This is a genomic window from Rhodoferax sp. LS1P39, assembly GCF_056521425.1.
The window spans coordinates 666,292-679,727 of sequence record NZ_JBWMAV010000002.1; the positions used below are offsets into that span (position 1 = coordinate 666,292).

At 39.7% G+C, this 13,436-nt stretch carries 14 protein-coding genes and 1 tRNA gene; all 15 read left to right on the top strand.

Going from position 1 to position 13,436, the window contains the following annotated elements; all coding sequences use genetic code 11:
• Positions 1-33: 33 nt before the first annotated feature.
• The 15 genes from ureG (at position 34) to AC097O_RS06545 (ending at position 13,131) form a co-directional block, all read left to right on the top strand.
• Positions 34-690: an urease accessory protein UreG gene (gene ureG / locus AC097O_RS06475; RefSeq protein ID WP_479592017.1), complete on the top strand. Its 657-nt coding sequence runs from the start codon at positions 34-36 to the stop codon at positions 688-690.
• 47 nt (positions 691-737) lie between these two features.
• A complete protein-coding gene (queE, locus tag AC097O_RS06480) occupies positions 738-1,376 on the top strand; it encodes a 7-carboxy-7-deazaguanine synthase (RefSeq protein WP_479592018.1) in 639 nt (212 codons plus the stop codon).
• Positions 1,377-1,391: 15 nt separating this feature from the next.
• Positions 1,392-1,757 carry a 6-carboxytetrahydropterin synthase gene (locus tag AC097O_RS06485; RefSeq protein WP_479592019.1) on the top strand — a complete coding sequence of 122 codons (366 nt, stop codon included), beginning with the start codon at positions 1,392-1,394 and terminating at the stop codon, positions 1,755-1,757.
• A 54-nt stretch (positions 1,758-1,811) separates the two neighbouring features.
• Positions 1,812-1,899 (top strand) — tRNA-Ser (locus AC097O_RS06490).
• A 132-nt stretch (positions 1,900-2,031) separates the two neighbouring features.
• The gene (locus AC097O_RS06495) at positions 2,032-2,808 is read left to right on the top strand and encodes an ABC transporter permease (protein WP_479592020.1); all 777 of its coding nucleotides are present in this window, start codon (positions 2,032-2,034) and stop codon (positions 2,806-2,808) included.
• Between the two features lies 1 nt (position 2,809).
• The gene (locus AC097O_RS06500; RefSeq protein WP_479592021.1) at positions 2,810-3,544 is read left to right on the top strand and encodes an ABC transporter ATP-binding protein; all 735 of its coding nucleotides are present in this window, start codon (positions 2,810-2,812) and stop codon (positions 3,542-3,544) included.
• Positions 3,545-5,350 carry a glycosyltransferase family 61 protein gene (locus AC097O_RS06505; protein WP_479592022.1) on the top strand — a complete coding sequence of 602 codons (1,806 nt, stop codon included), beginning with the start codon at positions 3,545-3,547 and terminating at the stop codon, positions 5,348-5,350.
• Complete coding sequence (locus AC097O_RS06510) at positions 5,340-6,020, top strand: hypothetical protein (RefSeq protein ID WP_479592023.1); 681 nt, start codon at positions 5,340-5,342, stop codon at positions 6,018-6,020. The genes AC097O_RS06505 and AC097O_RS06510 overlap by 11 nt, the downstream gene beginning before the upstream one ends.
• 1 nt (position 6,021) lies before the next feature.
• Positions 6,022-6,429 carry a sugar 3,4-ketoisomerase gene (locus AC097O_RS06515; protein WP_479592095.1) on the top strand — a complete coding sequence of 136 codons (408 nt, stop codon included), beginning with the start codon at positions 6,022-6,024 and terminating at the stop codon, positions 6,427-6,429.
• 4 nt (positions 6,430-6,433) lie between these two features.
• Positions 6,434-7,537, top strand: a complete 1,104-nt coding sequence (locus AC097O_RS06520; RefSeq protein WP_479592024.1) for a DegT/DnrJ/EryC1/StrS family aminotransferase — start codon at positions 6,434-6,436, stop codon at positions 7,535-7,537.
• A gap of 17 nt (positions 7,538-7,554) precedes the next feature.
• Positions 7,555-8,799 carry a hypothetical protein gene (locus AC097O_RS06525; RefSeq protein WP_479592025.1) on the top strand — a complete coding sequence of 415 codons (1,245 nt, stop codon included), beginning with the start codon at positions 7,555-7,557 and terminating at the stop codon, positions 8,797-8,799.
• 29 nt (positions 8,800-8,828) lie between these two features.
• Positions 8,829-10,361, top strand: coding sequence for an asparagine synthase (glutamine-hydrolyzing) (gene asnB / locus AC097O_RS06530; RefSeq protein ID WP_479592026.1), 1,533 nt, complete (start codon positions 8,829-8,831; stop codon positions 10,359-10,361).
• The gene (locus AC097O_RS06535) at positions 10,355-10,783 is read left to right on the top strand and encodes an FAD synthase family protein (protein WP_479592027.1); all 429 of its coding nucleotides are present in this window, start codon (positions 10,355-10,357) and stop codon (positions 10,781-10,783) included. The genes asnB and AC097O_RS06535 overlap by 7 nt, the downstream gene beginning before the upstream one ends.
• A gap of 18 nt (positions 10,784-10,801) precedes the next feature.
• Positions 10,802-12,265, top strand: coding sequence for a glycosyltransferase (locus AC097O_RS06540; RefSeq protein WP_479592028.1), 1,464 nt, complete (start codon positions 10,802-10,804; stop codon positions 12,263-12,265).
• A 65-nt stretch (positions 12,266-12,330) separates the two neighbouring features.
• Positions 12,331-13,131 carry a glycosyltransferase family 2 protein gene (locus AC097O_RS06545; RefSeq protein ID WP_479592029.1) on the top strand — a complete coding sequence of 267 codons (801 nt, stop codon included), beginning with the start codon at positions 12,331-12,333 and terminating at the stop codon, positions 13,129-13,131.
• Positions 13,132-13,436: the final 305 nt, after the last annotated feature.

A 13,436-nucleotide genomic window follows, 5' to 3' on the forward strand; every position in this document is an offset into this window, starting at 1 on the left:
CACAAGCAGCTCTTTATTTAATAGCAAAACACCATGTCCACTCTGCACCACATCGCCCACCGCACCAAAAAACTCCCGCCCCTGCGCGTCGGCATTGGCGGCCCGGTGGGTTCCGGCAAAACCACACTGCTGGAAATGCTGTGCAAAGCCATGCGCGAAAAATACGATTTGGTGGCCATCACCAACGACATCTACACCAAGGAAGACCAGCGCATCCTGACCGTCAGCGGCGCCCTGCCCGCCGAGCGCATCATGGGCGTAGAAACGGGCGGCTGCCCGCACACCGCCATCCGCGAAGACTGCTCCATCAACCTGGAGGCCATTGACCGCATGCTGGTTGAGCACCCCAACGCCGACATCGTGTTCATCGAGAGCGGCGGCGACAACCTGGCCGCCACCTTCAGCCCCGAGCTCAGCGACCTCACCATCTACGTGATCGACGTGGCCGCAGGCGAAAAAATTCCCCGCAAAGGCGGCCCCGGCATCACCAAGAGCGACCTGTTCGTCATCAACAAAACCGACCTGGCCCCGCACGTGGGCGCGAACCTGGACGTGATGGAATCCGACACCCGGCGCATGCGCGGGGTCAAACCGTTTGTCATGACCAACCTGAAAACGCTCGGTGGCTTGGCCGAGGTGGTGGCCTTCATCGAAACCAAGGGAATGCTGGTGTCGCCTCCTGCCCCGTAAAATCAAGGGCTTAGCCAGCTCCACACCGCTTACAACGGCGTTTCCCCATGACCTATAGCGTCAAAGAAATTTTCTACACCCTGCAAGGCGAAGGCGGCCAGGCCGGCAGCCCCGCCGTGTTCTGCCGCTTCGCCGGTTGCAACCTCTGGACCGGCCGCGAAAGCGACCGCGCCACCGCCGTCTGCCGTTTTTGTGACACCGACTTTGTGGGTACCGACGGCACCTTGGGCGGTAAATTTACCGATGCAGAGGCGCTGGCCGACCAGATCACCGCCCAATGGCCTGCAGGCGACACCACCAACCGCCTCACCGTGCTCACCGGCGGAGAACCCCTGCTACAAGTAGATAGCGCCCTGGTCGCCGCCCTGCATGCGCGCGGCTTTCGCATCGCAGTGGAAAGCAATGGCACCGTGCGCGCGCCCGACGGCATAGACTGGCTGTGCATCAGCCCCAAAGCCGGTGCACCCTGGATACAGCAGCGAGGGCAGGAGCTCAAGGTGGTGTGGCCCCAGCCCGGCCTGGACCTAGCCACCCTCGCGAACACCGGGCAGTTCACCCACCGCTTCTTGCAGCCCATGGACGGCCCCGAGCAAGCCGCCAACATCGCCCTGTGCATAGACACCTGCATGCAGCACCCCGCATGGCGCCTGAGCCTGCAGACCCACAAGATTACCCAGATCCGTTAACCCACGGCCCCATCCATGCAGTACACCATCAGCCAACGCTTCTACTTTGACGCGGCCCACACCCTGCAACGCGAGATCGAAGCCGCAGGCAGCCGCCGCATCCACGGCCACACCTACCACGCCGAAGTCAGCGTCAGCGGCCCGCGCGACCCCGCCAACGGCATGGTGTTGGATCTGGGCTTTCTGCGGCAGCGCCTGGAAGCCGTACGCGAACAACTAGACCACCACCTGCTGGACGAAGTGCCCCAGATCGGCACTCCTACGCTGGAGAACCTGTGTACCTATATCGCAGCACAGCTAGCCGACGTACGCCCTGCTGTGAGCCGGGTACGCGTATGGCGCGATGCACTGGGCGATGCCTGTGTTTTAGACATCCTCTAAATGGTGTACGTTTTGTAACCTAGGTGTAAATACCAAGGTTAGAATGGAAGGCTTGGAAGCGTGGCAGAGTGGTCGATTGCACCGGTCTTGAAAACCGGCGATGGGAAACTATCCGTGAGTTCGAATCTCACCGCTTCCGCCAGATTCATGGACTAACATACAGTCATGAAAAGTTATGTGTCTATAAAAATAAAACCTCGTGAGCTTAACGTTTACGAGGTTTTTTTATTTAAATAAAATTAAATAAATTCCGCAAAATACATACACACAAAAAATGAAAACTATTATTTTAGAACTATTAGCAAGCAAAGATATTATACTTCAGCTAACTTCGCAACAATTAATACTTCGCTATAGACGAACATTTTTTGGATACTTATGGACATTAATAAATCCAATTTTAATGATGACCATAATGGCTATAGTATTTTCAACTCTATTCAAATCAGAACTGAAGGATTTTTCAGTTTTTCTTTTTTCAGCGATGATTCCATGGACATTCTTTAGTTCAGTTGTAACTCAATCCGGCGGAGCACTAATTCAAAATGAAGGCTTGATAAAAAAAATATACTTGCCGAAAATAATTTTCCCACTAAGTATTTCCTTTGCACTACTAATAGATAGCATTCTATCTTTTGTAGCTCTATTCACAATAATTATTGCAATTGGTGGAAGTTTATCTTGGAATATTTTATACATAATTCCATCATATATCCTATTATATTTATTCTCCCTAGGCGTAGGTCTCACAATGTCAATTGCAACAGTCTTTTTCCGAGACATACAACATGTGATACTAATTGCAATGCAGGGCCTATTTTTCCTAACTCCTATTTTTTACAAGCATGACGCCATAACAGGTAATGCGAAATGGCTTCTAAAATTTAATCCGGTAGTGCCATTTATCGATCTTTTTCGCATACCAATATATTATGCAGAAGCACCTAGCACTGAAACCTTAATAACTGCAGGGGCCACATCGTTAGTAGCAATAACAATTGGCGTATTAATATTTAAATCCCAAGAAAACAAAATAATATTTAGATTATAAAATGTCAAGCATTAAAACAACCAATTTATCAATAAAGTTTAGAATATATCATGACAAATCAGCGTCATTAAAGAGCTATTTTTCTGAAATCTTTCAGAAAAGAAAAAATTCCGCATATACAGAATTTCTAGCCGTCAATAATATTTCCATACAAATTAACTCGGGTGACAGGATCGGCATCGTCGGCAGAAATGGAGCAGGAAAGAGTACGCTATTAAAAGCTCTATGTCGCGTCTATTCACCGTCAAGTGGTAAAGTAATTATTAATGGAAAAATTGCTCCACTTCTGGAAATTGGTGCGGGCTTCCATCCTGAATTTACTGGACGAGAAAATATCTACTTAAATGGTTCAATTCTTGGATACAAAAAGTCTGAAATAAATTTGATCGAAAGTGAAGTAATTGAATTTGCTGAACTTGAAGAATTTATAGACACTCCGGTTAAATACTACTCGACTGGCATGTACATGCGGCTTGCATTTTCACTAGCAACAGCAATGCGCCCAGACATATTGGTTTTAGATGAAATTTTTGCAGGTGGTGACGCAAAATTTATGCTAAAAGCGAAAAATAGAATGCACAAATTAATCAATGATGCAACAATTATGATTATGGTCTCACATGATCACGAATTGATTAAATCACTATGTAATCGAGTTATATGGATCGATCACGGGAAAGTGGTAGGGGACGGAGAACCAAAAGATATAGTAGACAAATATATTTTAGGAAACTAAATGTTAGACATACAAAATAATAAAACCTTTTTAAAAACAAAAAAAATAATAAGCATATCCATAGAAGAAGACTGGGCTCTAGCGTACGAAATTTTCCCAGATTTAAGAAAAATATACCGAAGAATAGAAACACTTTCTGCCGTTGAAGCAGAAAATTTTCGACAATCGCTTATTGCATCCAAAGAATGGTCAGCAAGATTCTCAAAGGCCAAAACCCTAGAACAAAAAATTATTCATGCCGCATGCGGAGAAAATATACAAATAAAAAACTACTTAATATCGCTATTGAACAATGAAAATTGGGAGGCAACAAAATATTTTTTAAAACTAGTAAATTTTACCGGAGAAAATATAGATTTAAATATATTAAGATCACTGGTAATAAAAAAACACCCGGTACTTCATTCCAAGAAATCAGGCTTAGCGGAACACAGTGATCAATTAAACCAGTTTATCAATGAAATAAAGCATTACTCCAACAATCAAAAAAAATATAGTAGCTTCGAAAAATTAAAAGGATCACCATTTGGAAAATTTTATATAAATAAAATAAAACCCAACCCGATCGGACGACTTATAGCAATAGAATTATGGAAAAAATACTATCCAACTTATATAAAAATAACTACAAACAAAATATTTAAAAATCACTCCGCACCTTGGTTAAATCTAATAAAATTAGAAACGTATGCCGAGTATAAAAATATTACAAAAAATATAATTTCGACACCCAAACTCGTTATTACCCCACCGCCCAAAGTAAATCCGGCAAAAGATCAAAAGGATCTAATATCTCCTCACGATAGCTATTTATACCCGCAAATTTACTTTTTAAAACTAAGAAATATCACTGCAACGGGAGGATCAAATTTATTAATTTCAGATAATTTTATAATTCACCACGATCTTTACAATTTCAAACATGACTATACAAGCGAAGAGCTTCACGGAAGATTACAGCTAAGTAAAAATAAATTAAAAGCCAAATTTTTAGAAAAAGATATTAATCCAATTAATATTGAACGTGGTGCATTTTTCGTCGATGCATGCGCTACAAATTATGCCCATTGGTTAACGGAAGTCCTACCTAGAATTTCATTATTTTGCAACAACAAAGATTACGAAGACATTCCTTTAATCATAAATGACAATTTGCATAAAAATATATTGGAATCTCTATTCCTTGCAGTTGGGAAGCTCAGAGAAATAGTAACAGTACCATTAGGTAGAGATATTTTCGTAAATGAATTTTATGCTATGTCAGTTACAGGATATGTTCCTTTTGAAAGAAGAAATAAACTCCTAATTAATCATTCTCACGGACTCTTTAGTCCTGACGGCATTAATTCTTTCAAAGAAAAAATTATTGAAAAATTAAAGAATAACTTAACTATAGAATCACCAGAGAAAATATATATAAAAAGAAATTCGCACGCAAGAAATTTAACCAATTCAGACGAAATAGAAAATCTACTGATATCTAATGGATTCTCAATCGTAGAGCCCGAAAAGTTAAATTTCGCAGAACAGGTAAATGTCTTCAGAAATGCAAGGATAATTTTTTCAGCGTCAGGTGCAGCTTTAGCGAACATTATTTTTTGCAAGAATAATGTTGATATATTTATTTTTCTATCCAAAAATCCAGATACAAGTTATTGGTACTGGCAAAACATTGCTTGCTCTACAGGCAACAAAATAAACTACATACTTGGTGAATCTTCACTGAATAACCAAAACTCGATTCATGCAGATTTCTCTATTTCAACTAGAGAAATTCAACAGATATTATCAGCATATGAACAATAAAATTCATCCGACAGCTATTCTTGAAGGAAATATTGAAATCGGATCAAACAACACAATCGGACCTTATTCAGTTATTTTTGGGCCAACTAAAATTGGAAATGGTAACATCATTGGCCCTCATGTAACTATAGGCACACCTGGGCAAGACACACGCAATCCAAGATACGACAGTTCCAATTCGAAGATTGAAATTGGTGATGATAATATCATAAGAGAATATACCGCCATACAAAAGCCTTGCTATCGCGACATCACAAAAATTGGAAATAGAGTTTATATAATGCAAAGTGTTCATGTGCCACATGATGCTATTATTTACGACGATGTAGTTATTACACCAATGGTGGTAATGGGGGGAATTGTTACGATATTAACAGGTGCAAATTTAGCAGTCGGATGTTCAATTCATCAACACACAGTAGTTGGAGATTATTCAATCGTTGGCATGGGTGCGGCATTATCTAAAAATGTACGTCCATTTTGCAAATATGTACCTGGCAAAGCCATATCGATCAATGAGTATGCAATCAAAAAATATGGTTTCGAGTCAGTTCGTAATGAAATATATAGCTATGTATTAGAAGGAGTAAAACCAACCAATATTAAATTATTAGAAATAGTTGAATATTTTGAGAAAAAATTAATTGAGTCAGGTCGTCCTGTTTATTAAAATGAATTTAAATAAATGCCAAATTATAGACTTACCTAAAATAAATGACCCAAGAGGGAATCTGACATTTGTTGAAGCAGGTCGGCACATACCATTTAACATAAAACGAGTATATTATCTGTATGATGTTCCAGGCGGTTCTGAGAGGGGTGGCCATGCACACAAAAATTTACATCAATTAGTCATAGCGATGTCCGGATCATTCGACATTCATCTTGATGACGGATTTGGAAAAAAAACCATCCATATGAATCGAAGTTATTATGGGTTATATGTTTGCCCAATGATTTGGCGCGAAATTGATAATTTTTCCTCAGGTGCCGTTTGTATGGTGCTGGCCTCGGACTATTATGATGAATTAGATTATTATAGAGAATATAATAGCTTCATTACTTCTGCAAAAAAATAATCACATGAAATCCATATCTTTTTTAAACATACAAGAATTGCACACAAGCCAGCGTTCACAGCTCGATGAGGCCTATCATCGTGTAATGAATTCGGGATGGTTCATTATGGGTCCTGAACTTGAAGCATTCGAGTCTGAATTTGCTCAATATTGTGAGGTTAAATACTGTATTGGGGTTGGAAATGGACTTGAAGCGCTTCATTTACTATTACAAGCATATGGAATAGGTTCGGGCGACGAGGTATTAGTACCATCGAATACTTTTATTGCAACTTGGTTAGCAGTTTCGCAATGCGGGGCCATCCCGATTCCGGTTGAGCCAGATATTAGTACACACAATATTAACCCTGACTTAATTAGAAAAGCAATAACAAAAAGAACCAAAGCGATCATGCCTGTTCATTTATATGGACAACCTGCCGATATGGATGCAATAAATATTATTGCAAAGGAGTATGGATTAATTGTTATTGAGGATGCAGCTCAAGCACAGGGGGCACGTTACAAGGGTCGTCGCGTAGGTTCACTAGCACATGCCGCAGGAACAAGCTTTTACCCGGGAAAAAATTTAGGTGCTTTAGGGGATGGAGGGGCAATTCTCACAAATGATGAAGCGATTGCGTCAAAAGTCAGAATGCTAAGAAATTATGGCTCAGCGACGAAGTATCAGCATGATATTGCTGGATACAACTCCCGTCTTGATGAGATTCAAGCGGCGTTTCTGCGCGTAAAGTTAATAGCACTAGACTCGTGGAATACTCACCGCTGCGCAATAGCTAATACATATTCCAAATTATTGGTAGATGAGAACATAGTTCTACCTTACACCCCAAATTATGTTGATCCAGTCTGGCATCTCTATGTCATTAGAAGTAAGAATAGAAAAAAATTAATAGATCATTTAGCAAAAAATGGGATTTCAACTGTAGTTCACTACCCAACTCCTCCGCACAAGCAAGCTTGTTATACAGAATATTCAAATTATGAGTTACCAATTTCAGAGACTCTCGCGGACGAAGTCTTGAGTCTTCCAATTTCATCAACATTTACTAATGCCGATGCAACGTACGTGGCACAGACGTTAATAGATTTTGGTGCTTCTTTTTGAAATCTTAAATTTAAGAAATGAATAATTCACCTCCCGTAGCTAAAGACAAACCAGAATTACCTGAATGTCAAATATTTCTGGAAAAAAGTCTAAAGTCAGCAAGAGAGAATTACTCAAAAGGAATACGTATATCTGTTGGTTTTTTTATTTTATACGATAGCGCATTTCCCGGAGAATCTTTATATAACTTACTCGAAAAATCAGATGAGTTTAGTCCGACCATTATTCTAATCCCCGACACAATGCGCGGTCGTGAAAATATGATCTTTCAGTTAGAAAAGTCATACAATACTTTTTCTCAAAAATACGAAAAAATTAAATTTGGTTACGATGCTAAAAATGATAGCTTCGTTGACTTTTCTAGTCAGTTAGATTTCGTATGCTTTTCAAACCCATATGACTGTCTTACGCACGAATATTTCCAAATTAGCCAAATAGTGAAAAAGAATATTATTCCTTTTTTCATTAATTACACTTTTTCCGTTAGCTTGTATGACAGAAAAGTTATAGCACTCAATGAATTTAATTTTTTTTGGAAAATATTTTGTAGTACCCCAGAAAACCTTACTGAGTTAATAGACTTTTCTCAAATGAAAGGGAAGAATGCTTTGGTTGTGGGCTATCCCAAAATGGATGCTTTGGAAAGCACTCAAGTATATCCGAGAGTTCGTAAAAGAATCATCATTGCACCACATCACACAGTTAGCCAGTGGGATGGAGGGGTTAATCTTAGTAGTTTCTTAAAATATGCAAATTTTTTCTTGGATTTGCCTTATCTGTACCCTGATATAGATTTTGTATTCAGGCCACACCCTCTTCTTTTTGTTACATTACAACAGGATGAATTTTGGGGAATGGATAAAGTTATCGAATACTTAAGATCGCTGCTCAACCATAGAAATGTCGTGTACAGCGAGGGTTCAGATTATTTTGATTTATTTAAAAATAGCGATGCGTTGATACACGATTGCGGTTCATTTGTGGCTGAATATTTATTCACAGATAAACCAAGTTGCTTTATTTTCTCTAGACCTAATGTAATTTTGGAAGAATTTGCACCAATCGGCAAAGCCTGTTTGCAGCATCACTACCACGCGACATCCAAAAATGATATTATTAGTTTTATTGATTATGTCATAATATCAGAAAATGATAATATGAAAATGGAACGACTTAAATTCGTCAATAGGAGGTTGAAGGTTAATTATCCATGTTCTTCATTTAAGATCATAGAAGAAATGAAGAAATATTTGCGGTTCTAATCCATAAAAGTAAATCCGACTAGATCTATATGTGTGGAATTCTTTTTTATAAATCATCAGTTGAAATTGATGATTTAAGTTTTCGGCGAGCTCTGGATAAGCAGATCTGGAGAGGTCCAGATGCATCGGGAACTTTGCGCGCTCGGGATGGAATAATGATTGGTCATGTTCGATTATCAATACAAGATTTGTCTCCGGCAGCAGATCAACCGATGAACTCAGATAATGGTAGATATTGCATTATATTTAATGGCGAAATATATAATCATAAAAATTTAAGGAAAATATTACTTTTGAAATGTAAGACCTCGTCAGATACAGAAACTATATTGGAAGGATTTTCTGCAATTGGTGAAAAAATATTTCCAATGCTGGATGGAATGTTTTCTATTGTTATAGTTGATAAGAATACTGGTGACTGGTGGGCTGCTAGAGACAGATTTGGTATTAAACCGCTTTATATATTGAAAACAAATAATAAGACAATTATCTCCTCTGAAACAATATCAATTAGATCAATTGTGGAGTGTAGCGTTAGCGAACAATCTATTGCGGAATGGAAAATAATTCGTCGCCCTTTGCCAGGTTTTACATTTTTCAATGAAATTTCAGAAATTATTCCAGGAACAATATATTTTAATGGAAATATATCATCACGAATTAAAAGGCGAGAGTACGATGTTAACCCTGAAAAGTTTAATCAACATAAGATAGAACATCTTATAAAAGAGTCTATTAGAAATCACGAACTAGGTGACGTAGAAAATGTTTGTCTTTTATCAGGGGGTATTGATAGCACGATTATTGCAGCGATATCATCGGTTAAAAAAGCCTACACAGTCGGAAATCAAGATAACAACGAGTTTAAAGAGGCTCAATTGACTGCTGAATTTCTTAAATTGGATCTGATTGAAGTTAACGTACACCCAGATGATTTGCGGGATAGTTGGGAGTTTTTAATACGTTTACGAGGTGAGCCTCTGAGTGTCCCGAACGAAGGATTGATATATTTGGCATGTGCTGCAATGGGGTCCAAGGAAAAAGTTGTTTTAACTGGAGAAGGGGCTGATGAGATTTTTTTTGGCTACGACAACATTTTCCGTTCCGCCATTGAGAATACGACCACTATATCGACAGCAGATTTTCTAAAGACTTATGGCTACGCATCTGTGTCTTGCAATACAGAAAGATTATTTGATTATATTGATGAAATGAGAGGTTCTAAATCAAATATTGCCTTCTTGGAAGACTTTTTCTTAGATGTCCATTTACCTGGATTGCTGAGACGCATGGATGGAGCAAGTATGGCGGCTTCTAAAGAGGCTCGAGTGCCTTTCGTGACAATGGATATACTGAGTTATATGTACCGACAACCTGCTTCAGAAAAAATAAATAAATATTTCTCAAAAATCCCTCTCAGAAATATCTTGGAAAGTTTTAATATATGGGGGCCTCTACAGAGGAAAAAAATAGGCTTTTCCTCTACCGCCACCAAAAGCATGTCGAGAATAGATGAATATGAATTTTTTAGGTCTTTTAATTTGGATGTATTAGGATGGTAATTGGATACACAACCGGTGTTTTTGATTTATTTCATATTGGTCATGTTCGACTTCTACGAAATGCCAAGGCAATCTGCGACAAGCTAATAGTGGGCGTAAGCACTGATGAGCTCGTAAGTTATAAAAACAAAAGTGCAGTGATTCCATTTTCTGAAAGAATTGAGATTGTCTCTAGCTGTCGCTATGTCGATTTGGCTGTTTCGCAAAATTCAATGGATAAAATTGATGCTTACAAAAGGTATAAGTTCAATATTATGTTTGTTGGGGACGATTGGTATGAATCAAAAAAATGGAAGGAGATAGATGATGATTTTAAAGATTTAAATGTTCGTGTTGTTTATTTCCCCTACACTAAAACAACATCATCGACGCTAATCAATCAAACTCTTGAAAATCTTCGAAAGGTTAAAGAAGGTGATTAATTTTTATTTGTAAAAAATATGTTTTCGAAAAACACATCCGTAAGTGCTGTAGCCGATTATATAAATAAATTGTGTGATTCTAACCAGCTTGACTTAGCATTGAAATGTATTCACCAAGTAGTTGAAGAAATTATTACTGAGCCTTTATGTACATCACAAGTATTCGGTTCCAAAACACTTGACGAACTCTGCCTAAGAATTGGTGGGATAAATTTCAAAAATTATCTAAATAACTTTTATTTTCCTCATCTAAATATATCAACCAGTGAAAGAGAAACTATAGTTTACATCGTTACAAAACTTCAAAAATCTGGGGGGCACACTAAAGTCGTTAGAGATTTCATATCGAGTAAACCTGCTGCGTCACATGTAATTTTGTCAACCGAACTCGACGGAAGTTCCGATGCAAGTATATTTAATAATAAAATCCTAGAAAAAATAAACATTGCTTTCTATCCATCTCCGAAAAAATCTTTCGTTGATAAGTTAACTTGGCTCCAAGAAAATATAATAAAATTTAATCCTGTACGAGTTTATTTATTTAACAATCACCATGACAGTGTGGCAACCGCCGCGATTCAACCAGAGATGAAGATTAATGGATTTTTTTACCATCACGGGGACCATCATTTTTGCTTGGGTGTTTATTTAGAACATTTATATCACATAGATCCACACCCTATGGGGTACCACAATTGCAGAAATTCATTACTTATCGATAATTTTTATGTTCCGCTTACAGTCGATGATTTGAGGAATAGGGACAAAGAAACGCCTTTTCTTTCCAATAAGAATTTAATAACCTGCACGGCTGCAAGATCTAATAAAGTTGAGGTATCTTATTTTGTTGGTTATGTTGATCTGCTACCCCACATTTTAAAAACTACTGGCGGCACACATATCCACATAGGCCGATTAAGCCCTTGGGCAATATTTAGAATACATGCTGGACTAAAAAAGCTTGGTGTTTCAAGGGGAAGGTTTGTATACATCCCATACGTTCCAAGTGTTTGGAAAAGTTTGATAGCATACAAAGTAGATTTATATATCGCTTCATTTCCCTACGGGGGAGGATTGACACTTATCGAAGCCATGGGTGCAGGTGTTCCAGTTGCTCTTCATAATCATATTTATTCGGAAATATTATCTGGTCTAGATTTAGCCTACCATGGCGCATTTGTTTGGAATCGTCCTGAAGAATTATTAAATTATTGCAAGACTATTTCGGTTGATGAGCTAGCGGAAGCCAGCCGAACTGGTCGAAATCATTTTGAAAAATACCATTCAAGCGCATTGCTTCCTTCAGTTCTAGAAAATATTCTGACCAGACCTATAAGCCCTGAAGACTCTAGAAATGTTTTTGTTACCCATGCCGATGAGTGGGCCTTTTGGATGACGCAACAACTAAGCTTTCGGAATTTGATAAAAAGAAAAATGTACAGATGCTTTAAATATATCCGTCGGGCCTGGTACTCCATATAAAAATTTACGCGCGCCTATATATTTATAGAGATAATTATCCTAAATTTTATTAGATATTTTTTGCCTTGAAAGCGATTTTGACTTCTGTAGTAATAGTTAGTTACAACGCTGGTCGTCTTCTCGCCGAGTGCATCGCTTCAGCTTTGCCGCAAGTGGCTGAGGTGGTGGTGGTGGACAACGCGTCACACGATACAAGCATGCAGGATTGCGCCCTGCAATTTGCAGGTGACATGCGTGTGCAGTTTATTTTCAACACAGCTAACTATGGTTTTGCGGCGGCTTGTAATATGGGTTATGCGCAGGTCAAAAGCGATACCGTGTTTTTTCTGAATCCTGATTGCCGCCTGGAGCCCACGGCGGTGCCTTTACTTGTAGAGGCGTTGCACGCGACCCCCTCGGTGGGCATGGTGGGCGGCTTGCTGATGAATATGGACGGCTCCGAGCAGGGCGGAGGTCGGCGCGCCATACCTACGCCCTGGCGCTCCTTTGTGCGGGCGTTTGGCTTGAACCGCTTTGAACGGCGCTGGCCTAAGCTATTTTTTGATTTTCATCTGCATAAGCAAGCTTTGCCACCGGGCCCTATCGAAGTCGAGGCCATCTCGGGCGCCTGCATGCTCGTCAAACGGCAGGCGATCGATGCGGTGGGCTTGTGGGATGACGGCTACTTTTTGCACTGCGAAGACCTGGACTGGTGCATGCGCTTTCGGCAAGCGGGTTGGAAAGTCCTTTTCGTCCCCTCAGCACACATACTGCACGCCCTGGGCGTCAGCAGCAGTGGCAGACCCATCTTTGTAGAGTGGCACAAGCACAAAGGGATGATGCGCTTTTACCGCAAGTTCTTTCGCCACCATTGCTTGCGATGTTGATCGGATTGCGGGCGCTTGTCTGCGTAATCGCATAACATCTGATAAAGCGCTTTTATCAGATATCTTGATGATGCCGAAGCCTGTGTATCGTCGCATGCAGCTTACACGATAGGTGGACAGATTACTTCACACAATAGCTTTAAAAAATATTTAAGTGATTTTTTATAAATTTTGAGAAAATTGAATACTGAAAAACTACAAGCTTCCTTAGAAGGTGCAAGTTGAATTCCTATTTATGTACTTAAGTATTCAAACAGCATACCAAACCACATATGTCAAATCTGTTCGGCTCGCAATCACGCTTC

Excerpts from the sequence above, each read along its gene's own strand:
- AC097O_RS06515 (WP_479592095.1), top strand. The coding sequence starts at position 6,022 with ATGAATTTAAATAAATGCCAAATTATAGACTTACCTAAAATAAATGAC.
- AC097O_RS06485 (WP_479592019.1), top strand. The coding sequence starts at position 1,392 with ATGCAGTACACCATCAGCCAACGCTTCTACTTTGACGCGGCCCACACC.
- AC097O_RS06525 (WP_479592025.1), top strand. The coding sequence starts at position 7,555 with ATGAATAATTCACCTCCCGTAGCTAAAGACAAACCAGAATTACCTGAA.
- AC097O_RS06505 (WP_479592022.1), top strand. The coding sequence starts at position 3,545 with ATGTTAGACATACAAAATAATAAAACCTTTTTAAAAACAAAAAAAATA.
- ureG (WP_479592017.1), top strand. The coding sequence starts at position 34 with ATGTCCACTCTGCACCACATCGCCCACCGCACCAAAAAACTCCCGCCC.
- AC097O_RS06520 (WP_479592024.1), top strand. The coding sequence starts at position 6,434 with ATGAAATCCATATCTTTTTTAAACATACAAGAATTGCACACAAGCCAG.
- AC097O_RS06535 (WP_479592027.1), top strand. The coding sequence starts at position 10,355 with ATGGTAATTGGATACACAACCGGTGTTTTTGATTTATTTCATATTGGT.
- queE (WP_479592018.1), top strand. The coding sequence starts at position 738 with ATGACCTATAGCGTCAAAGAAATTTTCTACACCCTGCAAGGCGAAGGC.
- AC097O_RS06510 (WP_479592023.1), top strand. The coding sequence starts at position 5,340 with ATGAACAATAAAATTCATCCGACAGCTATTCTTGAAGGAAATATTGAA.
- asnB (WP_479592026.1), top strand. The coding sequence starts at position 8,829 with ATGTGTGGAATTCTTTTTTATAAATCATCAGTTGAAATTGATGATTTA.
- AC097O_RS06495 (WP_479592020.1), top strand. The coding sequence starts at position 2,032 with ATGAAAACTATTATTTTAGAACTATTAGCAAGCAAAGATATTATACTT.
- AC097O_RS06540 (WP_479592028.1), top strand. The coding sequence starts at position 10,802 with ATGTTTTCGAAAAACACATCCGTAAGTGCTGTAGCCGATTATATAAAT.
- AC097O_RS06500 (WP_479592021.1), top strand. The coding sequence starts at position 2,810 with ATGTCAAGCATTAAAACAACCAATTTATCAATAAAGTTTAGAATATAT.